Origin of the sequence: Rhodococcus rhodnii NBRC 100604, assembly GCF_001894925.1 — a bacterium.
GTDB classification, from domain to species: Bacteria; Actinomycetota; Actinomycetes; order Mycobacteriales; family Mycobacteriaceae; genus Rhodococcus_F; species Rhodococcus_F rhodnii.
In genome coordinates this window covers 1-21,494 of the sequence record NZ_BCXD01000040.1, presented here as the reverse complement: position 1 = coordinate 21,494, position 21,494 = coordinate 1, and the positions used below count along the sequence as shown (strand labels likewise).

Annotated in this window: 20 protein-coding genes and 2 pseudogenes; 17 read left to right on the top strand and 5 right to left on the bottom strand. The window is 65.6% G+C overall.

Going from position 1 to position 21,494, the window contains the following annotated elements:
• Positions 1 to 15 precede the first annotated feature (15 nt).
• A protein-coding gene (locus RR1_RS20270) for an IS5 family transposase (protein ID WP_143153963.1) occupies positions 16 to 824 on the bottom strand; the annotation gives its coding sequence in 2 pieces (ribosomal slippage) (positions 16 to 485 and positions 485 to 824; 810 coding nt in all).
• Between the two features lie 261 nt (positions 825 to 1,085).
• Positions 1,086 to 1,301 carry a hypothetical protein gene (locus RR1_RS20260; RefSeq protein ID WP_010840340.1) on the bottom strand — a complete coding sequence of 72 codons (216 nt, stop codon included), beginning with the start codon at positions 1,299 to 1,301 and terminating at the stop codon, positions 1,086 to 1,088.
• A gap of 670 nt (positions 1,302 to 1,971) precedes the next feature.
• Here RR1_RS20260 and RR1_RS21715 point away from each other — a divergent pair.
• The 3 genes from RR1_RS21715 (at position 1,972) to RR1_RS20240 (ending at position 5,664) form a co-directional block, all read left to right on the top strand.
• The gene (locus RR1_RS21715) at positions 1,972 to 2,868 is read left to right on the top strand and encodes a PadR family transcriptional regulator (RefSeq protein WP_169847071.1); all 897 of its coding nucleotides are present in this window, start codon (positions 1,972 to 1,974) and stop codon (positions 2,866 to 2,868) included.
• 236 nt (positions 2,869 to 3,104) lie between these two features.
• Positions 3,105 to 4,367, top strand: coding sequence for a glycosyltransferase 87 family protein (locus RR1_RS20245; RefSeq protein WP_010840345.1), 1,263 nt, complete (start codon positions 3,105 to 3,107; stop codon positions 4,365 to 4,367).
• A gap of 712 nt (positions 4,368 to 5,079) precedes the next feature.
• Complete coding sequence (locus tag RR1_RS20240) at positions 5,080 to 5,664, top strand: hypothetical protein (protein ID WP_010840346.1); 585 nt, start codon at positions 5,080 to 5,082, stop codon at positions 5,662 to 5,664.
• 391 nt (positions 5,665 to 6,055) lie between these two features.
• Here RR1_RS20240 and RR1_RS20230 read toward each other — a convergent pair whose 3' ends face one another.
• Positions 6,056 to 6,778, bottom strand: coding sequence for a GAP family protein (locus RR1_RS20230; RefSeq protein ID WP_010840349.1), 723 nt, complete (start codon positions 6,776 to 6,778; stop codon positions 6,056 to 6,058).
• A 99-nt stretch (positions 6,779 to 6,877) separates the two neighbouring features.
• On the opposite strand from RR1_RS20230, the gene RR1_RS20225 reads away from it, so the two are divergent.
• Positions 6,878 to 7,480: a TetR/AcrR family transcriptional regulator gene (locus RR1_RS20225; protein ID WP_010840350.1), complete on the top strand. Its 603-nt coding sequence runs from the start codon at positions 6,878 to 6,880 to the stop codon at positions 7,478 to 7,480.
• Here RR1_RS20225 and RR1_RS20220 read toward each other — a convergent pair.
• Complete coding sequence (locus RR1_RS20220) at positions 7,393 to 7,659, bottom strand: TetR family transcriptional regulator (protein ID WP_071990793.1); 267 nt, start codon at positions 7,657 to 7,659, stop codon at positions 7,393 to 7,395. The genes RR1_RS20225 and RR1_RS20220 overlap by 88 nt on opposite strands.
• Before the next feature lie 215 nt (positions 7,660 to 7,874).
• Positions 7,875 to 8,714, bottom strand: coding sequence for a poly(ethylene terephthalate) hydrolase family protein (locus RR1_RS20215; protein WP_443096416.1), 840 nt, complete (start codon positions 8,712 to 8,714; stop codon positions 7,875 to 7,877).
• Between the two features lie 111 nt (positions 8,715 to 8,825).
• On the opposite strand from RR1_RS20215, the gene RR1_RS22160 reads away from it, so the two are divergent.
• The 13 genes and pseudogenes from RR1_RS22160 to RR1_RS20160 all read left to right on the top strand — a co-directional run bounded on the left by RR1_RS22160 (position 8,826) and on the right by RR1_RS20160 (position 21,492).
• Positions 8,826 to 9,008, top strand: coding sequence for a hypothetical protein (locus RR1_RS22160; protein WP_010840352.1), 183 nt, complete (start codon positions 8,826 to 8,828; stop codon positions 9,006 to 9,008).
• Positions 9,009 to 9,270: 262 nt separating this feature from the next.
• A complete protein-coding gene (gene thiC, locus RR1_RS20210) occupies positions 9,271 to 10,923 on the top strand; it encodes a phosphomethylpyrimidine synthase ThiC (RefSeq protein WP_010840354.1) in 1,653 nt (550 codons plus the stop codon).
• A 232-nt stretch (positions 10,924 to 11,155) separates the two neighbouring features.
• A pseudogene (locus RR1_RS20205) lies at positions 11,156 to 11,890 on the top strand (TenA family protein).
• Positions 11,891 to 12,040: 150 nt separating this feature from the next.
• The gene (locus RR1_RS20200; protein ID WP_238559098.1) at positions 12,041 to 13,213 is read left to right on the top strand and encodes an inosamine-phosphate amidinotransferase 1; all 1,173 of its coding nucleotides are present in this window, start codon (positions 12,041 to 12,043) and stop codon (positions 13,211 to 13,213) included.
• A gap of 54 nt (positions 13,214 to 13,267) precedes the next feature.
• Positions 13,268 to 14,113 (top strand): bifunctional hydroxymethylpyrimidine kinase/phosphomethylpyrimidine kinase, encoded by an 846-nt coding sequence (gene thiD / locus RR1_RS20195; protein WP_040775612.1) that lies wholly within the window; start codon positions 13,268 to 13,270, stop codon positions 14,111 to 14,113.
• Between the two features lie 308 nt (positions 14,114 to 14,421).
• Positions 14,422 to 14,625: an ImuA'/RecA-like NTPase gene (locus RR1_RS23210; protein ID WP_010840360.1), complete on the top strand. Its 204-nt coding sequence runs from the start codon at positions 14,422 to 14,424 to the stop codon at positions 14,623 to 14,625.
• Positions 14,626 to 14,876: 251 nt separating this feature from the next.
• Positions 14,877 to 15,872 (top strand): tyrosine-type recombinase/integrase, encoded by a 996-nt coding sequence (locus RR1_RS20190; RefSeq protein WP_307718153.1) that lies wholly within the window; start codon positions 14,877 to 14,879, stop codon positions 15,870 to 15,872.
• Positions 15,866 to 17,644 carry a site-specific integrase gene (locus RR1_RS22150; protein WP_143153961.1) on the top strand — a complete coding sequence of 593 codons (1,779 nt, stop codon included), beginning with the start codon at positions 15,866 to 15,868 and terminating at the stop codon, positions 17,642 to 17,644. The genes RR1_RS20190 and RR1_RS22150 overlap by 7 nt, the downstream gene beginning before the upstream one ends.
• A complete protein-coding gene (locus tag RR1_RS20180; RefSeq protein WP_010840363.1) occupies positions 17,641 to 18,372 on the top strand; it encodes a tyrosine-type recombinase/integrase in 732 nt (243 codons plus the stop codon). Before RR1_RS22150 ends, RR1_RS20180 begins: the two co-directional genes overlap by 4 nt.
• Entirely contained in the window at positions 18,305 to 18,907 is a 603-nt protein-coding gene (locus RR1_RS20175; protein ID WP_238559099.1) for a DUF6262 family protein, read from the top strand. The genes RR1_RS20180 and RR1_RS20175 overlap by 68 nt, the downstream gene beginning before the upstream one ends.
• Before the next feature lie 561 nt (positions 18,908 to 19,468).
• Positions 19,469 to 19,669: pseudogene (locus tag RR1_RS20170) on the top strand (2-phosphosulfolactate phosphatase); the annotation flags it as partial.
• A gap of 294 nt (positions 19,670 to 19,963) precedes the next feature.
• Complete coding sequence (locus RR1_RS20165) at positions 19,964 to 20,788, top strand: helix-turn-helix domain-containing protein (RefSeq protein ID WP_169847070.1); 825 nt, start codon at positions 19,964 to 19,966, stop codon at positions 20,786 to 20,788.
• A complete protein-coding gene (locus RR1_RS20160) occupies positions 20,788 to 21,492 on the top strand; it encodes an RES family NAD+ phosphorylase (RefSeq protein WP_040775622.1) in 705 nt (234 codons plus the stop codon). The genes RR1_RS20165 and RR1_RS20160 overlap by 1 nt, the downstream gene beginning before the upstream one ends.
• The last annotated feature ends 2 nt before the right edge of the window (positions 21,493 to 21,494 follow it).

Sequence of the window (21,494 nt, the reverse complement as noted above, 5' to 3'; positions counted from 1 at the left end):
CACTTGCTGATCGTTTCAGAATGACTTTCGTAGTCGCCTCAAACAGATGATGCTGCACGCGAGTTCGAGCAGGCCTTGGTGAAGGTTCGCATGTACCTCGGAACGTGTTCGCAGACGCTTGAATTGGTGGAGCCAGGCGAAGGTTCGCTCGACGACCCAGCGAACTTTCCCGAGACCCGAACCGTGTGCGACACCGCGGCGAGCGATCATCGGAGTGATGCCCTTTCCGCGGAGCAGGTTCCGGTACTTGTCGTAGTCGTATCCTCGGTCGGCGAACAGCCTACGAGGCCTGTTCCTGGGCCTACCGCGACGGCCACGGATGCGGGGGATCGCCTCGACCAGCGGCATCAGTTGGGTGACGTCGTGTCGGTTTCCGCCGGTCAGCGACACTGCCAGGGGTGTTCCGTGTCGGTCGACGATCACATGGTGTTTGCTGCCGGTGCGGGCGCGGTCGACCGGGGACGGACCGGTGTGATCCCCCCTTTGAGGGCTCGCACGTGCGAGCCGTCGATGGCGACGTCGTTCATCTCGAGCAGGTCGGCGGCCCGCAGCTCCGCGAGGAGCGTTTCGTGCAGCCGCGCCCACACCCCGGCCTCGGTCCATTCCCGCAGCCTGCGCCAGCAGGTCACGCCACTGCATCCGATCTTCTCGGCGGGGACGTCACGCCAGGCGACATTGGTGCGCAAAACGAACATGATGCCGGCCAACGCGACTCGGTCGTCGACCGGCTTGCGCCCCGGGTGTCGGTAGCGGCGAGCAGATCTGGGCGGGAGCAGGGGTGCTACCCGCTCCCACAGATCGTCAGGAACAAGATCAACAGGCACCGGCAACACGGTGCCCGAAACCCGCGCAGGGCACCATCTGCCACGCCGAACTCATTCTGAAACGATCAGTTAACCTGAATCCCCCGATCCTGTGGGATACGTGAAGGGTATTCGTTCGGAACTTGTTGCTGTTCAGATGATTTGAGTGCATCTGAGTCTGCCTGTGGCTTCACCTGGCCGGTGATAGCCATTCTCGGCTGGTCGGCGCTACGGAAGCGGCCGGGGATGCGTGACTCCCGAGCGACTGGTGCCGGGTTTGGGCTAGGCGACGCTTCCGGCGAGGATCACTTCGATGCCTGCGCGAAACCGTTGGTCGCGGTTGTCGCCGAGGACGGTGATGGCGTCGGAGGCACCGTCCGGTTCGGCTCGTTCGTGGCCGGGAGGCATCTGGATGAGACTGTCCCATTCGCCGTTGGCGACCAGGCCGACGTATGCCTGTTCCTCAGTGACGAATCCGACGGTGAAGTTGCGTAGCACGTATGCGAGGTTCCCTGCGTCGGATGGAAGGGCGATCGCGTGTGGTAGTTCGCGCAGCGTTGCGCCGAGCGCGGCCGTCGCGGCGAACGGCTGGACAACAGACGCGGGGCGAGCGGCGCACGACGATGCAAGCGCAATCGCCGCGGCCGCCGGCGGCGGCGACGAAAGGGGTTGACGAACAACGGGGATTCATCGCATCAGGACAGGTTTGCTAGATAACCAGTATTATCTAGCAAACGTGTCCTGATACGACGATGATGCTCGCGATGGACTGCGCCGACAGAGCTGTCTGGTCGAAGGACGTGTGCCCGGCTCCCGGCACCCACTCGGTCAGGCCGTCGAGGTCGTCGAGTTCGATGTGGTCGCGGCCCGCGAGTGGATAGCCACTCGACGAGCAGATGCAGAGCGTCGAGGTAGGCGGGTGCCGCAGTGACATGCTCCGGCAATGGATGGGCACTCCAGTGTTTGCGGGCGAAGGCGACGTCCACCCGACCATCGATCACTGCGTCCCGTGATGTCTTCGACGATCTCGACTGCGAACCGACAGCGCCAGTACAAGCAGCGCACGGCGGATCGGACTGGCTATCGGGAACAAGGGCGAGCGCAAGCGCGGCGAACGCCTCAGTAGAGGGCTACAGGCAGGGTCAGGCGAAATATGACGGAGGAGACGATGCAGATGGTGACCGTGAAGGGTGACGGGTCGATAGGACCCGTCCCGAATCCCGACGGCGCTGCGAGGTGGCTGACGGAGCGGCTCGAGATGCTGTGTCGACTCACAGGCCAGAACGGCACACCCGATGCTTGGATCGTTCCCGTCGATACCAGCGGCCATGAGTGCGTGTGCCCGGCCGTCTACGACAGCAGTACCGACACCATTCGGATCCACTACACCCCAACCGAAGACGACATCTTCGACGTCGCCGCCGTCGATGGCATGCTCCTGCACGCACTCGGTCACCGTCACCGGCGTGCCCGTACACGCGCCTGCCGCTGGTTCGGATGGGCCCTGGCCGTAGCCGGTATCGCCGTCGCATCTGCCACGGCACTTCGGGAGGACGTTCCACCACCCCTGCTCGCCGCGCTGGCGGCGCTGACCGGGCTGGGGCTGTTGCACATCGGCCTGCTCGTCCGGTTCCACTGGACGGCGGAAGCGTCGGCTGATGACTATGCCCTCGACCACGGCGGACCGCGCCCGATCCTGACCTTCCTACGGCGCATGGTCGACGACCCTGTCTCCGAATCCGCACTACCTCTCGCCAGACCAGGCCGGCGAATCTCCCGCATCCAGACCCAACTGTGGGCCGGCTCCACACTGAACACCGTCGAACCAAGCCTCCCCCCCGATCGCTGCCCCTCCCTCCACACCGCACAGCCTGTGATCAGCCGAGGAACCCTGACACTTTGCGGAGTGCTGGACCTCTGTGTGCTCGCGCTTGTTGCCGAGGCTCCCCTCTACGGCTACGAACTACGTGACCGGCTCGCCGATCGAGGCATCAGCATCTCGAACGGCACCACCTATGCCCTCCTCGCGCGGATGAAAAGTGCCGGCCACGTAACCCAGGATTAACCCACTGACGGCAGCCGCCGCTTCTACGTGTCCATCACCGACGTAGGGCGAGCCGAACTCCGTGCCGGTGCCGAGCAATGGGTTGACCTCCACCGCGCCATCAGCGCTGTCCTGACTACGAACTGAGTCTGGCCACCGCGAGCGATCGGCGTGGGCAGTGGCCGAGATCATGGAATACCGGCTGTTAGGTTTGCCGAGTGAGATATTTAGGGCAAACACGAAGCGGCCGGACGTCAGTGGAGTTCTTTCTCGGCAGCCGTGCAGCTGCTCCTGTCGCCGCGGTTGCCTTGGCCATATCGGCTGTCCTGACCATCGTTCTTCTCGTAGGAAATGACTTCATCGACCTGCGCGTTTACCGGGTGGGTGCACAAGTGCTGCTGGACGGCGGCGATATCTACGGGGCGTTGCCCCCGGTGGTCGGTGACTTCCGGCTGCCGTTCACGTACCCGCCGATCGCGGCGATGCTGTTCGCCCCGCTGACGGTGATTCCGTTCGGCCTCGGCAAGCTCGTCTTCACCTTGGTATCCGTTGTAGCGCTGGCGGTCACACTGCGGGTGGTTCTCGATCGCGTGTGGCCGCAACTGGGCCCTCGAGCCGCGTGGAGCGCCACGGTCATCGCCGTCGCTCTGGCACTCCAGCTCGAACCGGTTCGCGAGACCATCAGCTTCGGCCAGATCAACATGGTCCTGATGGCTTTGGTGGCAGTTGACATGCTGACGAATGACCCGAGATGGCCGCGTGGATTGCTGATCGGGCTCGCCGCGGCGATCAAGCTGACCCCCATCGGCTTCCTGCTGTTGTTCCTGGTCAAGCGTGACTGGCGGACCAGTGCTCACATCGTCGGTGCGGCGCTCGGATTCACCGCGCTGGCCCTCGTCGTAATGCCTCAGGAATCCGCGAAATACTGGTCGCAGACCCTCCCGGACACGGGCCGAATCGGACCCGCCTACTTCGCCAACAACGAGTCCTTCAAGGCCGTCATCTCGCGATTCGGGCCGCCAGAGCACATCGGGTCGGTGTTGTGGTTGGTCGCTGTTGCGGTGATGCTGGCGGTCGCGGCGATTGCCATCTGGCGAGCGCTGGCCCATGACGATCTTGTGCTGGCAGCGCTAGCGAACGCGACGGCGATCCTGCTGGCCTCGCCGGTGTCGTGGTCGCACCACTGGGTGTGGGCGGCGCCGGCGCTGCTGGTGCTCACACTCGGGGCGCTACGGGCACCCAGTACGTGGAATGTATTCGCCGCCAACGGAATCGGGGCACTGTTCCTGATCGGACCGCAACACCTGCTGCCGACAGCCGAAGATCGCGAGCTCGACTGGGCATTGTGGCAGCACGGACTCGGCACCCTCTACGTGACGGCCGGGTTCGGGTTCCTGTTGTGGCTCGCCTTCGGGGCCTCTCGGAGCAAGTCGACAACCGGTGAGCTGAACCGCGGAAACAGGTGGCCATCCGAGCCACCGGCTGATGCCTCCACCGCGACCTCGAGCCAGCACACCTGAAACATGCCCACTATCGATGGCCACGAGCGATGACTGTGTGGAGGTCGACCGCGGTTCGGTAGACGAAGCCCGGCCGGGTCAGCCGAGAGTAGGGGCACCTGCACGATTGAGAGTTGAACCACAATCGCTACGAGCCGCGTCGCCGCTGGCTAGGGTCAGTTGCGCGGTGCCCGGGCGCACCCCCGACTGTGCCCGGGCCCGCATCCTCGGTGGTCTATCCCCACCGGTCTACCCGGCGAGTAGCGGCTACGATCTGTGTGCACTGCGATATGGGCCGCTCCAGGCTGACAGTTGGTCACTGTCGAGTACCGGCGGTACCTCGCGGAGCACCAGCCGGCTCATGACCGGAGCCGGCGCCCAAATGGGCTCGGTTCACCTATCCCTCCGCCGGCCGAATCCCAGCCGCACAAGCTGATGTTGGCTCCCGCCGAGCGTGCAGGGACCGCAACGGCCGCCGCCACCAACTGAGTGCGCCCGCGGGGACGATCCATACCTTGCCGTGCAGGGTAGTTCTCGCTGCGGTTCGGCCTGTGTGACAGCACTTCTCGGTGCTGGCGCGTCTCGGGTAGAGTGTCGTGAGCGGAGGGGATCTGACGCGGTCGGTTTGGTCGCCGATCGTGGATTCCCCGCCTGGGGCGTGGCAGCGACCAACTTCTGACAGAGTTCCGCTGCCGCGCCCCTTTCTCGTTCCTGCGCCGGGTAGGGGGCCTGTGTGGCGTACAGCGTCAGTCCGGACGCCCCGAGCGTCGCCTTCGATCCGGAGGCCGGCGTGTCCGGGGCGCCGACGGTCAAGCCCGGCGGGTACAGCACCCCGGAAGCGGTCGAGGACCGGGCCGAAGAGCGGTCCTCGGCGCGGGTTCTCGACGAGATGGTCGAACTCGCTGACCTGACCCGCGCGCGGAAGGACCTCGAGCGCGCCTTCCCGCGCGCGATGGTCGCAGGTGTCACGGTGCGCAAACGCCGAGCCCTGCCGGAGCCGGACGCGATCCGGACCCCGCCATCGGCGCGCCAGCGCAAGGCCCGGTCGAAGGCGAAACACACAGCGCAGGACCAGTTGCCAGCGATCGGGTACAAGGCGCTGAACACGGTGATCAGCACCCCTCAGACGTGGGAAGACACCGGTGCGGCTTTGTCGGAGGCCCGCGGTGACGCCCAACGCCTCGACGACAAGACCCGGGTCCAGGTCCAGCGGATCGACCGCGCGATCCAGACTGCGGAGAAGGTTCCTTCCCGCAGCTCTGCCGGTAGATCGGTGGCCGATGCCGATACCGCGTGCGGGAGACGGGCCGCGCAGTAGACGACGTGGCCGCGGTCGTTGACCGCTACCGTCGACCAGACGGGGCGATCGGCCGGCACATGATCGTCCAGCTACGCGACGTGACCACGACGAACGAAGAGAGCTGATGGGCTACACCGACGCCAAGGGCCGACCCGAACTCGTCGTGCACCCCGACATCATCGGCAGCCGCGCCGTCTACCGGCCCGCAGAGACCGTCGAACGTGAACCGGCGCCGGAGTCACCGTGCCAACCGTCCCGCCGCGAACAGATCGAGAAGATGACCGCGCAGCGCCGCGCACAGCGAAAAGCTGGAGACTCCACCCAGGGGGGGGTGACGCCTCCGGCTCATCCAGTGCATCTTCAGTTAGCGAGAGCCTAGTCGCGGGTTTGTCGGGCCGATCGGCCAGCGTCAGCGAGGCACCCAACCGAGGTCTTGGAGTGCGGTAGCGGCGAGGAAGAATCCGGCGACGCCGATGATCCACAACGTCGTGCTCCGGGCGTTGCGGGTCAGCCAGACGTCGAGCCGCTTCAGCGGCACCTCGACGGCGGAGCAGGCCACGAGCCGGCCCGCGGTGAGCAGCAACGCAGGCGCGACCATCACCAGGCAGTACCCTGCCAGTCCCAGAAGCGCGGTTGACCAGCCGGGAGTCTGGTCCGCGATGATCCCGGTTGCGACGAGGTATGGCAGCATCGAGGCGACCTCCAGGAGAACCGCGGCGACCGCGAGGCCGGCCAAGGCGGATGCCGCACTGTCGCTCATCGCGCGTTCACGCCAGCGGCTCAACCGCCCCGACTGTTGCGCGCGCTCGGCCGCGCGGGCACGAGCGGCTTTCGTGTCGAGGGCGAAGCTGGCCGCCAACAGCGCGGCGCCAGCGACGAGCCGCGCGGTGGTCGCGGTCGTGGTGTCCAGCAGTCCGGCGGCGCCGTCGATCACAAAGCGGCCGCCGGCCATGAGCGCAATCCCGATTCCGTAGTAGACCGCCGCGACGGTGCCGAGGTAGATCAGGATGCGGTGCGGCCGAACCCGCCCCGGCGTCATCAGCAGCCAGACCGGCACGAGGAGCGTGCCGAAACTCAGAGAGTCGGTGAGCGCCAGCACCGCGAGGGCTCCCGCTGCCTCGGCCGAGATCACCTCGCCGCCCCGTCTGCCGTCGTGTCGTGGTCGCGCATGACGCCCCCTTAGTACAGTCGTACCAAACCTGTTGTTGGCACGATCGTACTAGGAGGACCCGTGGCGGCTGTCTCCCCGCGCGAGGAACGCAAAGCCCGGCTGGCCGAGGCCGTCTGGCGGATCATCGCCGAGCGCGGCATCACCGCGGTGTCGGTGCGGACGGTCGCCGCCGAGGCAGGAATGGCGGTCGGGTCGCTGCGCAACCTCTTCTCGACCCAGACCGGGCTGCTGGAGTTCTCCGCCGAGCTCATGGTCGAGCGCGCTGCCGCGCGAGTCACCGCGATTACCCCGAGTACCGACGCGGTCGCGTATGCGCTGGCCGCGATCTGTGAGCTCATGCCCCTGACGCCGGAGACGCGCCGCGAGTTCGAGATCAACATCGCCCTCATCGCCGAGACCCCCGCGCACCCAGGCCTCGCCCGGATCCGCGATCACGCCCACACACAGCTCCTGGACCTGTTCACCCGTATTGCCGCCATGCTCCGAGGCGAAACAGCAGCACCGTCCCCGGCAAGCCGCACGAACGGCCGGCGACTGCTCGCACTCGCCGACGGACTGGGGTTACACCTGCTCCATCAGCGCGCAAGCGATGACATCGGCTGGGCAGTCGATATCGTCCGCGATGAACTCCACCGGATCAAGAGCGCCGCTATCGGCGACTGACTTCCACTCAGGCTCATATCGCGAGAGCGTCTCGAGGGTTCGGTCGAGATCCTCGCAGGACGACATGACGCTGGTCGCTTCGGCGCTGATCGCTCCAAGATCTCCACCTTGCCGGGGAAGTGGACATAGAAGGTCGCCCGACTGCAGCCGACTTCGCTGGCGATTTCGTCGCCCGTCACAACCGCGGGACTCGAACTGATTCCGGGCAGAGGCCAAGATCGACGCGAACCGATGCATATCTCGGGACTGCTGCGCGAGCGCGTGGGGCTTCTCCAGCACCATCACTTCCGAACGACGGCATGTAGGCCTTCAGGCGATCGCTCAGTGCTGGCGACGGATTCACTGCGCCCGGGCCGCAGACCGGATATATCGGGATTCGGAACCCACGACGATCTCACCAACCCTTGACCGCAGTTCCATCCCACAGCGGATCGGACAACAGTTCCGGGTCCGGACCGACGAAGGCACCTGCGGCGTCGGCATCGCCTGTCAGAGTGAAGTGCAGCCACGCGGTGAGATACCCGCGGAACCCACCCCCGTCGGCGGGCCAGTTGTGTCCCACTCCCCGCAGACGGCCGCTGGCCGCCGGACCCGGAGTGACCGCGTGATACGCCGCCTGCGGTATCGCCGTCGAGACCGGATCGTCGGCCCCCGCCAGATAGAACACCGGACCGGTCAGCTGGGCGACATCGATCACGTCGACCGGCCGTGTGACCCACCAGGGATCGGGCAGATCGAGTACGGCGGTGGACGTGATGAGTCCGTGGGAGTCGGCGCTGGCGTTGACGGCTCCACCGGCACCTTGCGAATGTCCGACCGCAGCGACGTGGTCGACGTCGATGCGATCGTGAAAGACGCTCTCCAGGTTGTGGTTCTGTGCCAGAACATAGCGTGCTGCCGACAGGATCTCGGTCCCGTCCCCGGTGACGCTGCTGTCGGCGACCACCACGACGAAGCCCCAGGAAGCCAGGTGGCGCAGCAACTCCTCGTATTGCTCGAACGTCGCGTAGCTGCCGTTGCCGAAGGTGACCACCGGAAGACGGTCGGTGCTGGTGGCGATGTCGGAGGGATGGAACAGCTGGTATCCGGGCACCGACACCGATGTCACGTCGTGAATGCCCCGGACAGCGTAGCGCTCGCTGATGGACCGTTCTGGCGGAGCGAACGGGACGGACGGCGCCGCGGGAACCGATGCGAGTGCGGGCGCCGAGAGTCCGGACGCCAACACCGGCATCGCGATCATCGCGGAGAGAAGCACTTTCCGGGCGCGTCGGTGGACGGGGAGCAGCGGGAGTCGTGGCGTCACGAGCTGACCCTACTCAGGCGAAGGCGTGGGAGAGAGGCAGTGCTGGCCAGAATTGAAATTGGTCACCTGACCATACCTTCTATTCGCGGGGTCACAGCTTCCGACCTGCAGTTGCTGGGCAATGCCGCCACCATCGTCGGCGGCGCCGCGGGAATTCTCGGCGGGATCGGTGCCGCTCTCGGGCTCGCCGCGTTCTTCGGAGCCGGCGGTACAGCCAGCTGAGTCGGCGTCGCCGCCACTTCTGTGCGGCGAAACGCAGTCCCGACGTGAGACCCGGGCCGGCCACCAGTCGGCCCGGGTCTCACGTCGTTCTTCGGCATCCGTCGAGAGTTGCGCTGACTACTGGTAGCCTCCCGTGGTGCACGGGGTCACCTGTGACAACTACACATCGCACACACGGGGGCTCGCACCAGCGGGCTGAGAGGACGGCTAGGGCCGTCGACCGTCGAACCTGTCCGGGTAATGCCGGCGTAGGGAGCACTTCATGAGCACAGCTGGATCGAATCCTGCCTCTGTCACCGTCGGACCGATCGCGGGGAGCACCAAGGAGTACATCGAGTTCGGTGACGGCATCGGCGTGCCGGTGCGGCGCGTCCACCTCACCGACGGCGAGCACCTCGATCTCTACGACACCTCGGGGCCGTACACCGACCCGGAGGCCGACATCGACCTTCGAGCCGGACTTCCCCGTCTTCGCGAATCGTGGTCGGCCGACCGGTGGGACGGCACGCAGCTCGACGCTGCCAGGGCCGGGATCATCACTGCCGAGATGCGGTACTGCGCTCTCCGCGAGGGCGTGGCGGCCGAGGTTGTTCGCGAGGAGGTCGCCGCCGGACGGGCGGTGATCCCGGCCAACCACCGCCACCTTGAGCTCGAACCGATGATCATCGGCAAGGCGTTCGCGGTGAAGGTCAACGCGAACATCGGCAACAGTGCCGTCACCTCGTCCATCGACGAAGAGGTCGAGAAAATGGTGTGGGCCACCCGCTGGGGCGCCGACACCATCATGGACCTGTCCACCGGCAAGAACATCCACGACACCCGCGAGTGGATTCTGCGCAACTCCCCGGTCCCGGTCGGAACGGTGCCGATCTACCAGGCCCTGGAAAAGGTCAACGGCGACCCGACCGCATTGACGTGGGAGATCTACCGGGACACCGTGATCGAACAGTGCGAGCAGGGGGTGGACTACATGACCGTCCACGCCGGTGTCCTGCTGCGCTACGTGCCATTGACGGCCCAACGCGTCACCGGGATCGTCTCGCGAGGCGGCTCCATCATGGCCGCCTGGTGTCTCGCCCACCATCGCGAGTCGTTCCTCTACACGCACTTCGAGGAGCTGTGCGAGATCCTCCGCCGCTACGACGTCACGTTCTCGCTCGGGGACGGGTTGCGACCGGGATCGATCGCGGACGCGAACGACGAGGCCCAGTTCGCCGAACTTCGCACTCTCGGCGAGCTGACCCGGATCGCGAAATCGCATGGGGTGCAGGTGATGATCGAGGGCCCTGGCCATGTGCCGATGCACAAGATCGTCGAGAACGTGCGCCTCGAGGAGGAGCTGTGCGAGGAGGCCCCGTTTTACACGCTCGGCCCCCTCGCCACCGACATCGCGCCGGCCTACGACCACATCACCTCGGCGATCGGCGCGGCGATGATCGCGCAGGCGGGCACCGCGATGCTCTGTTACGTCACCCCGAAGGAACACCTGGGCCTGCCGAACCGCGACGACGTCAAGACCGGCGTCATCACCTACAAGATCGCCGCCCACGCCGCGGACCTCGCGAAACAGCATCCGCGCGCGCAGGAACGTGACGACGCGCTGTCTCGGGCGCGGTTCGACTTCCGGTGGCACGACCAGTTCGCACTGTCCCTCGACCCGGACACCGCGAGAGAGTTCCACGACGAGACCCTGCCCGCAGAGCCAGCGAAGTCGGCCCACTTCTGCTCGATGTGCGGCCCGAAGTTCTGCTCCATGCGGATCTCCGCCGATGTCCGCCAGTACGCCGCCGAGCACGGCCTCGACTCCGCGGAAGCAATCGAGGCAGGGATGGCCGGCAAGGCAGCCGAGTTCACCGAAGCCAGATCACGGGTGTACCTGCCGCTGGACTCGCTGACCCGGACGGCCGATCGATAGAAGCCCCGCCCGCCGGCGATGACGAGCGGTGGGGGTCGCGCGACCCCCACCGCTCGCCCGGTTCCGCTCGGGCTCGTCGTCGATGTGGCCAGTTCACCACCCAGGGCAGAGGAGCAGGTTTTTGGCGTCTACCAGGAGCTTTCGGAAACGCGCCGTCCGGAGATCGATGAGGTGAGTGTTCGGTGGCGCTGTTCCAATTTTTTGTCTGTCGGTTCGAAATCGAGGGGGATGGATGTTCGACAACGTTGAATCCGGGGACGTCGCAGCGAGATTCACCGATCGTCTGTGGCTCGAGATCGAGGAGACTCGCCGGTCGATCGAGGATCTGGAGTTTCTGCGCCAACTGGGGTAGGGGACGTTGCCGCTCGATGCGTTCTTCACGTTCATCGAGCAGGACATCCTGTATCTCGAGAGTGAGGCGAAGGCGTTGGGGATCATGGCGGCGAGATCACCCGATGCTGAGACGGCCGCCTTCTGGGCGCGGTGCGCCGTCGCAGCCGCCGATGCCGGATTGAAGTTGCACAAGGATCTGCCGGACGAGGCGTGGGCGCTCGAGCGTGAGTTGTCGCGAACGCACAGTCCGACGTGTCTGGGTTACGCGTCGTACCTGATGGCGGTTGCTGCGACGGAGCCGTACTCGGTTGCTGCTGCGGCCGTGTTGCCGTGCCGGTGGATCTACCAAGAGGTCGGCCGGGCTCTCGCCGAGCGCACCACCGTGACACTCGCGTCGGGCCGGCCGCACCTCTACGCGGACTGGGCGTTGCGTTACGAAGACGAGGAGTTCCACGCCGAGGTCGCGCAGGCGAGGAGCCTGGTCGACGTGGCCGCAATGGAGGCGTCCGAGGTCGAGCGCGCGGCAATGGCCCACGCCTTCTCGACCTCGATGCGATACGAGTTGCTGTTCTGGGATACCGCGCTCTATCCGCAGGCATGGGTGCCCAGCTCCGAGCGGGCGCTGTCGAGGTAGGACGCAGAAGGCGGGCCGTACACGGTCGCACGACTGGTCACTGCCAGTACGGAGCGGGAGTGTGCGTTCCCACGATTTCGCTCAGGTTCGGGTTCGGATCAATTACGACATTGCCGGTCACGCACGACATCGGCATCCAGGGGAGGAATCATGACAGCCGTTGGCGAACAGGCCATGCCGGAAGTGCAGCGGATCGCGGCACATTCCAACGACGAGTGGACACCGCTGCGCGAGGTCGTCGTCGGGAGGGCGGACGACCTCTCGGCCTTTCACTTCGACTCATCGTTCAGCACGTTCTACTGGGACAGCCTCAATCACTATCTGCGCGCCAAAGCTTTTCATCGCCTCCCCGACGGAACGCACGACCGGCCGATTGTCCCGATTGACCGCTGGATCGTCGAGGAATTGAACGAGGACATCGAGGGGCTGGCCACCACACTGACCTCGCTCGGTGTCACAGTTCATCGCCCGTCCCGCAGCGTCGGAGCGTCCGCGTTCTCCACGCCGTACTGGGAGACGATCCAGTCCTCGCCGTTGAATGTGCGCGATCAGGCAATCGTCCTCGGTGACACCATCATCGAAACAGCGCCGCACGTCCGGTCCTGGCTGTTCGAGAACGACTACCTCAAGCCTGTCTTCTACCGCTACTTCGAGGCGGGCTCACGATGGCTGTCGATGCCGCGCCCGTCGTTGGCCGCGGAGAGCGTGGACCGCAGCTACTACTCACTGAGCGGCACCGAACGTGCCGCCCTGTCCGACCCCGATATGCCCGCGATCGATGGGCTGGCGTTCGAGATGATCTTCGACGGGGCCCAGTGCATCCGGTTGGGCCGCGACGTCCTGGTCAATGTCGCGAACCGGAACCACGAACTCGGATTGTGCTGGCTGGACCGCACCGTAGAGGGCGTCCGATTCCATCGTCTCGATGCTCTCACCGACAGCCACATGGACAGCATGGCGTTGCCGCTTCGCCCCGGCCTCTGGCTGACCCGCAGCCGTCAGATCGTCGACCAGTTCCCCGAACCGTTTCGCAGTTGGGACGTGCTCATCCCACCGCCGATGGACGAAGGCGCCTTCCCGAGTTACGAGCGCACCAACGTCAACCTCGCGATCTCGAGCACCTACATCGACATGAACGTCCTGTCGGTCGACGAGACCACCGTGATCGTCAACTCCCTGTACCTGGAGCTGGTCCGCACGCTCGAACACGCCGGATTCACCGTCGTCCCGGTCCGGCATCGCCACCGCCGACTGTTCGGCGGTGGGTTTCACTGCTTCACCCTCGACACTGTGCGCGAGGGAACTCGGATCAGCTACGCCTAACACAGCTACACACTCGGCAGGACCCCCGCCCCACAACAGAATCGAGGATTAACTGTGTCCGAACCAGCAGTCGGGGTCACACCCCCACGCGTGTTGACCGTCGCCGGAACCGACTCCGGTGGAGGCGCCGGCATCGCCGCGGATCTACGGGCCTTGACCGCATGCGGTGTACACGGCGCTCTCGCCGTCACGGCTGTCACCGTGCAGAACTCCCGAGGAGTCACCGGAATCCACGAGATTCCTCACGCGGTCGTCACCGCGCAGATCAATGCTGTCGTCAGCGACATCGGCGCGAACGTCGTCAAGACCGGCATGCTCGGATCCGCCGCACTCATCGAGGCGCTGACCGGCACGTTCGACCAGCTGAACATCGGCTCGGCTGGTATCCCGCTGGTCGTCGACCCGGTGGCAGCATCCATGCATGGCAGCCAGCTCGTCGACGATTCCGCTCTCACCGCGATCCGATCGCGCCTCTTTCCTCGGGCCACGCTGATCACTCCCAACCTCGACGAAGTCCGTCTGCTCATCGGGCACGGCGTCCACAGCCGCGCCGAGCAGTACGACGCCGCGAAGGCGCTCCACGATCTCGGCTCCCGATACGTCCTGGTCAAGGGCGGGCACCTGGCCGAGGACATCGACGAATGTGTCGATCTTCTCTACGACGGCACCGACTTCATCGAGTACCCCGGCCCCCGTTTTGCCACCGACAACACACACGGCAGCGGCGAGAACCTCGGAGCCGCCATCTCCGCGGGCATCGCTCGCGGCATGACTGTGCCCGACGCCGTCGCACACGGGAAGAGGTACATCGTCGAAGCGGTGCGGCACTCCTACCCACTCGGGGCGGGGCACGGCCCCGTGTCGCCGCTCTGGGCAGTCGACCCCTGGTGGCAGCAATAGCTCTCGCACGCAAGGCGCCGGAGCACGATTCATTCGAACTGCTGTTCTAGACTGCTGAGAGGGGGATCGTGCGAAGGGAGGTCCGCCGTGCCGGAGTCGACAGCGGCGACGATCGAGCGCCTACGTCAGCGCATGGCCGAGATCCCGGCGCGATCCGCCGGACCCACTATAGGCCCTCCCTTGCCGCCCTGACCAGCGCCGATACCCGTCAGGGCACCGACGAGGCCGAACCTCAGGCGCCTAGGCGCGCGGAGCCGTCGCCGATCGCGGACCTGCTCCCGCACTGAGACCCGCGGATCAGCCTCCGCGTGGACGGGGTCGCGTCCCTGCGCGCGGGCCTGATCGCGTCGGTGACCGGCGCAGGCGGTTGGGCGGCCGTCGTCGGATCCCAGAGCCTGGGGCTGCTCACCGCTGAGATGGGTGCTGATTTGAGCCGGTGCGCCGTGATCGAAGATCCCGGGCCCGACCCCGTGTCCGTCGCGTTCTCTCGGGTTTCCCGGTCTGTGGCGTGATGTTGCGGGGGCATGCTCTGGGGATCGGTCGGGTTCGGTTCTCGGGGGTGTAGCTCTGTGGCTTGGTGTTGATCAACCGAGTGCATGGAGGAATGTTGCGGGCGTTTCGGGTTCGGATGCCGTCAGGTATCGGGTATTGGACGGTTGTTGACGATGGGTACGAGGTTGAGCAGGTCGCGGACCGGTTCCTGCGGGAGCTGAGGTTCGGGCGTGATCGTGCCGAATCGACAACGAAGTCCTACGCAGAATCGGTGGCCTTGTTCCTGCGGTGGTGTCAGCGAACCCATCGCGAATGGCAGACCGCCGCAGTCGATCTGGCGTCGTTCATCATCTGGCTGAAGTGCACGCGAGCCGACGGTGGCCGGGTAGTTGCGGGACCGGGAGTGGAGCCGGTGAGAAGCCCATCGCGGATAAACAAGATCCTCGTTGCCACCCGTGGATTTCTGTCGTTCGCGGTGACTGTGAAGGAAGCACCGCAGGCGGTCATGACGCAGCTCTATGAGTTGGCGGACTCTCGGGATCTGCCCCTGGCTGCGCAGGGAGAGGATGCGACGCTGAGGTACCGGTTGCGGGCGCGGCACAGCTTGCACGAGCCGGAGACCGCCGTGGACCGGGCCACCGACGAGGAGATCGTCTCGTTGTTCCAGGCGTGTCTGTCGGCGAGGGACCGGCTGATCGTGCTGTTACTCGCGCGAGCGGGACTGCGGCGCGGCGAGTTGGTCGGTCTGCGCCGCAGCGACCTGCATTTGTTGCCGGTGAATTCGGTGCACAAGTGCGCGGTCCCGGGTGCCCACGTCCATGTGGTGCGGCGAGAAAATCCCAATGGTGCCCAGGCGAAGTCACGCTTCTCGCGGGCGGTGCCGCTGGACTTCCTGGTGGTGCGCGCGATCGATCTGTATCTGCTCGACCGTGCCGAACAAGCAAGGGCGGCCGATTGTGACTTCTTGTTGGTCAACTTGTTTCGGGAGCCCGTGGGGGCACCGATGTCCACGGGCGCGATCAACGAGCTGTTCGAGCGGCTCTGCCGGCGGGCGAAACTGAGTCGATCGATCACTCCACATCAGGCGCGGCACGGTTTCGCAAGCAACCTGGCAGATTCCGGGGCGTCCCTCGACGAGATCCAGGAACTGCTCGGGCATGCGAGCCCGTCATCGTCGGAGCCGTACCTGCATCCGTCACCGGATCGAGTGCGGTCGGCAGTGGAGCGGGTGTCCTCGCCCCGCGAGCTGGTGGAGGGCCTGTGGTGAGCGTCTGGTCACGCCAGTCGCCGACACGTGGCGGTGACGCGGCGGTCGCTGGCGAGTTGTGGGCGTTGATCGCGCCGGACTTCCTGACGCTGCTGAGTTGGTCGGCGCACGAGCGGGTGGTCCAGTTCCCCGCGGATCATCCTCTGCTCGGGTGGAGCTCGTGTGTCGTGGCCAGCTGCGACTTCAAAGCACACACGTCGAATGGTTTGTGCGCGGCATGCATGAAGCGCTGGAAGGACCACGGGGAGCCACCCATCGACGAGTTCATGGACGAGGACCGGCCGACGGTGCGAGTGGGATACGGGCTGTGCATCGTGTCGCCGTGTCAGCGGCCGTGGAGGTCTCGCGGGACCGCACTCTGCGCATCTCACCACCACCGACGCACCCGGGTACTGAAGGTGTCGATGGAGGAGTTCCTGGCGCATCCAGACGTGTTCGGCCTGGCGTCGTTCGGGCCCTGCGCCGTGGCGGCGTGTACCCGCGATCGAGAATCCAGCAGTGGACCGTACTGCATCAATCACCAGCTGCGGTGGGTCAAGATCCAGCGTCAGCCAGAGTCCGTACGGCGTAGTTCGCACGACATCGACGAGCAGTGGTTCCGACGGACCAACGCAGCCATCCCGGTAGGGACCGAGTGCAGCCTGCGGGGCCTACCCGACCGGGTGGCCGCGGAGTTGCTGTACGGGCTTTCCCGGCGAACCGCGAACGGTGTGAAAACCCGCGCAGACCAGTTCCGTCCACTCGTCGCCCACCTGCTCGAACACCAACTGTCCTCAGTGGAGGAGGTGGTACTGACCGACCTCCGACAGGGCGTGAAGATCGTGTGCTCGAACGTCCTCACCGAGGTGCGGCGCGTTCGGCTCACCCCGGAATCCGAACGCGCCAAAGACGAGTGGGACGTCAGCGTCTTCGGATACAACGGCACCCTCCGATTCCAGACGATCTCGCAGCCGTGGTTACGCGAAGCCACGAAGACGTGGGCATACAACGAACTGCCGCGCCGCCACGCGAAGACCACCAAGCAACTGGTGCAAGGCGAGGTCAACGTCGTCGGGATGCTCTCCGAAAGCTTGCGTCTACAACGCCCCGGCGACCGCGGCGATGATCCGAGACTGCTCTCACGCAGCGACATCGCCGGCTTCCTGAACCGACTGATGTTCCTGCATGCCGGCGGAACGATGTCGGACTATGCCCGCATGACCACGGTGCAGACCCTTCGGCGAGTCCTCGCCAGGATGCGGAGTTTGGGTCTGACCGCGCCGGGTCAGCCGTTGCACGGCCTGCCCGATGACTTCACCCTCGCACCTGAGGACGTGCCACCACCGGGAGAGCGCGATACCCAGCATCGGGATGTGCCGGTCGAGGTAATGCGCCACATCTGCGCACGCCTGGACGACCTGGAGAAAGCCAACACCCGAGAGATCCGGGTGGCCGTCGAACTGCTCATCGACACCGGCCGCCGACCCGACGAGATCTGCCAGTTGGGTCTCGACTGCCTGGATCGAGACGAACAGGGCAAGCCGGTCCTGGTGTACACCAACTTCAAAGCCAACAGACTCGGCCGGCGCCTGCCGATCACCGAGGCCACGGCCGCGGTGATCACCGCACAACAGGACCGCGTTCGTGACCGCTTCCCGAACGAGCCCGCCGGCAAAGTGATACTCCTGCCCGCGCCCACCCGCAACCCCCACGGGCACCGACCGATCTCCGACGACTCGGTGAGCTGGCAGCATCGCAAATGGATACTCTCCCCGACATCACCATCCCCGTGACCGTGGAAGTCGAGGGCACCCTCGTCACCGAGGAGCGGCCCTTCGACAAGTCGAAGATCTTCCTCTACGCCTACCGGCACACCTACGCGCAACGTCACGCCGATGCCGGCGTACCGGTGGACGTACTGCGACAACTGATGGACCACCGGCTCATGGAGACGACGCAGGCCTACTACAGGGTTGGCGAGGAACGGCGCCGTGACGCGGTCGAACGGGTCACCACGATGCAGTTCGACCGGCACGGCAACAAGATCTGGCGCGAGACGAAAGCGCTGCTCGACGCCGAACACGTGCGCCGGGCCGTCGGCGAAGTCGCCGTCCCGTACGGCGCGTGCAGCGAGCCCAGCAACATCGCCGCCGGCGGCCAGGACTGCCCGGTCCGCTTCCGCTGCGTCGGCTGCTCGCACTTCTCGACCGATGTGTCCTACCTACCGGACCTCGAGGCATACCTCGCCGACCTGCTGCGCAGCCGCGAACGACTCCGCAGCACACACATCGCGGACGAGTGGGCCACGGCAGAGGCCATGCCATCGGACGACGAGATAACCCGCATTCGCAGCCTGATCTCCCGGATCCAAACCGATGTCGACGACCTACCAGCAGCAGAACGGAGACGAATCGACGAGTCCATCGCAGTCGTCCGACGCGCACGCAGCCAGGTTGTCGGCCTCGGAACACCACGAATCCGCCAGCAAGTTCCTGATATCCGACCGGACAGGGGTGCGTGACGAAATGGCAAATCCGATGATCGACGGCCGCCGCGCCGACACCGAGCGGCGGCGACAACGAGTCGTCAAGGCACTCAACACATCCAGCGCGAACGGGACCGAGATCAGTGTCTCCGCGATCGCCCGCGCCGCCGGCGTCGATCGCACCTTCCTGTACCGGCACAAGGACCTGCTCGCCCAGATCCACACGGCACAGCTCGTGCCGCCTGAGACCGCGGGGAACCCGGCGCCGACGACACGAGAATCCCTACGAGCGGACCTCGCCAACGCTCAGCAGCACATCGCGCGGTTGTCCACACACAACAGGCAGCTGCAGCTCAGACTGTCCGCAGTGCTCGGCGAACAGGTCTGGCGTGAATCCGGGCTCGGTGCTCCACCGGACATCGACCACCTGCAGCAACGCATTGCCCTGCTCGAACAAAGCGTCATGGAATTGACCAGTCAACTCGACGAACGAGATCAAGAACTCGACGCGGCACGCGCGGCGAACCGCGAACTCTTCGCGAACACGAACAGGCAGCTCAACCCACGCTGATGACAGGGGCGGCTGTCATGTGCAGTACGTCGGATCGGGCACCAACCGCAGCGCGTCCGTCAAGCCCAGAGCCGTTCACGCCGGTCCCATGAGTGTGGTGCGGGTCAACTGGTGAAGCGTTGGCCCGCACCGCTCCGGGAGCCGTGCCGGTCAAGAATCCGCTCACGCATCCTTCCATCGTGAGGAGCGATCCTCACAGATCAGATGTCAACCAAAACCAGGGGCAGTCCCATCGCCATGGACGCGGATCTGCAAAATCTAGCGCGAACCCATGAGATAGAAACGTGCAAACGAAGACCCGCGCCCAGGTCCGCCCTCATGATTCTCAGTAGAGGCGAATCTGATTGTACTGCATGGACACTGGATACCGACAGCCGATTCCCGGATCGCAAAACCTGCGACACGACAGCCAAGGTCGGATAGCGGGCTGCCTGCGCTTGGTGATCGCCGGGATACTACCGAGGGTCGGACGCTCGTGAAGTCATCCTTGACAACCTCGAAATTCGATTCCGGTTGATTACAGCAATCCCTCCACATGACCATCCGTGTGAAAGTAGACATATGAATCCTGCCCACCAACAACTTCCCTACTCCGTCCGATTCGACTGGGGACTCACCGGGGCTTCCGCCATCGATGTCGATGCCGATGTCGCGGTTGTCGTCGACGTGCTGTCCTTCAGCACCACGTTGTCGGTTGCCGTGGACCGGGGAATTGAGGTGTTCCCCTACCGTTGGAGGGACGACGGTGCGGCTCAGCACGCCGCCTGAACAGGCGACTCGAACCGGCCTCGACCTGGGCGATCGCCCGTTGACCATCCCACTTCATCTCCCATGCTCAGCCCTCACCCTCCGGAAGCTGACCGAGCGTGGCCAGCATCGGGGACGGCACCGTCGACGGTGTGGGCATGTACCGAGTGTGGGGTAGATGCGGTGACGACGGGTCAGAACGCGATCGCAGCCGGACCGGGAGTGACCAATCGGGCGGCCGCGTGGGCGCACTACCTGCGTAGCCCGCATATCCCGCGTATGCTGGTCAGGGAAGTAGGAGGTGGCGCAGTGGCGACAGGACGGTCAGATTCGGAAGTGAATGCGTCGAGCGCGAGTGGCACGCCCGAGTACCTGATATTCGTGCTCAGCGACTCGGCAGTCCCGGACCGGATCGCGACTGGTTTCGAGATGTTTCACCAAGCGACCCCTCTGACGTTGTCGTGGGTAACCGAGATGGCCGAGGCGACCCGCTCGGCATGGCGTGCTACCGAGTTGGCCGCGCCAGCCCGGCTCATGGTCGGGCACAAGCGGCTTTACTCCCCGTTAGCTGCTCACTCCCCGCTCGCCCGCCCAGTCGATTACTTGAGCGCGGCTGGCGACTCCTCGCTCCCTTCGTCAGGGGCAATGGGCCCTGGACTCGCTGGCCCGTGGCATTCCTACCTCCCCACCTCTTCGGATCTGCCCGCCGGCGACGACGGTTGGGGTCCGGCCGTCTCGGATGAGGAAGCCACGGAGCTCGAGCAGGCGAACATTCAGCTTCAGGTCGAGCAGCGCCGAGAGCAGTTGAAAGTCTCGTTCACGCGGGCGCAGGCGGCCGACATGCTCGGTGTCTCCGCGCAAACGGTGTCGGAGTGGGTCGCACAACATCGCCTCGTCGGACTGAAGGACGGGCGTGAGTGGCGATTCCCTGCATGGCAGTTCACCCCGGACGACGCGGAACCGGTGCTTCCCGACCTGCGTCGACTCGTAGACGCGTTCCCAGGCGGGGTCGTGAGCCTGTCTCGCTGGATGAACAGGCCGAACGACAACTTCGACGGCCGGACCCCCGCGCAGGAGATGGTTCGCGACAGTGACCACGTCTTCGCCATCGTCGAAACACTGGCTGCCGCCTAATGTCCAAGCCCCTCGAGGCGCCTGGCAGGCCGCTGCCAGACGCCGACCACCGATGGCTGTGGACCCCGGCCGATGGTGCCGCTGAACCGTGGTATCGGATCTACCACCGGGGCCCACACACCCCCGACGGGGTGACCTTCCGGGCGCACGGCCCGCTCGCCCGGTTCGATCACCACACCCCGCCCTTCGGGGAACCTGCGATGGACCCAGACGGGCGGTCGGTGATCTACCTCGGGGTGGATCTCGCGACGGCGGCCTGTGAAGTATTCGGCGAGGCCGGTGTCGCGCCGTTGTGCTCGAACTGGCGGGTTGCCCGGGTACGTCCAGTGCGGGAGATCGACACCTACGATCTGGATGAGCCGGGCGCCGCGATGGCGATCGGTGCCCTACCTGCGCTGGCCACCGGCCATGAGGACCGCGACCTGACCCAACAGTGGGCCCGCGCGATCTACGAGGACCAGCCCGCTGCGACGAAGGTCGAGGGAATCCACTATCGGTCCGCCTACCGCGGCGGCCGCTCTCTTGCGCTGTGGAATTGCTCGGGCGACGTCGAAGTGGCCACCAATCTGCACGGGCAACCGCTGGACCTTCCGCTCCATCGCAACCCCGGCAGAGGGCTGCTGCTGAAAGCTCTCCGGGGAACCAATATTCCCGTCACACCGGTGCCGGATGCGGACTGCGTCAAATGCCGCGGCGCTGCGTAACT

Excerpts from the sequence above, each read along its gene's own strand:
- thiC (WP_010840354.1), top strand. The coding sequence starts at position 9,271 with ATGAGCACAGCTGGATCGAATCCTGCCTCTGTCACCGTCGGACCGATC.
- RR1_RS21715 (WP_169847071.1), top strand. The coding sequence starts at position 1,972 with ATGCAGATGGTGACCGTGAAGGGTGACGGGTCGATAGGACCCGTCCCG.
- RR1_RS20200 (WP_238559098.1), top strand. The coding sequence starts at position 12,041 with ATGACAGCCGTTGGCGAACAGGCCATGCCGGAAGTGCAGCGGATCGCG.
- RR1_RS20160 (WP_040775622.1), top strand. The coding sequence starts at position 20,788 with ATGTCCAAGCCCCTCGAGGCGCCTGGCAGGCCGCTGCCAGACGCCGAC.
- RR1_RS20215 (WP_443096416.1), bottom strand. The coding sequence starts at position 8,714 with ATGCCGGTGTTGGCGTCCGGACTCTCGGCGCCCGCACTCGCATCGGTT.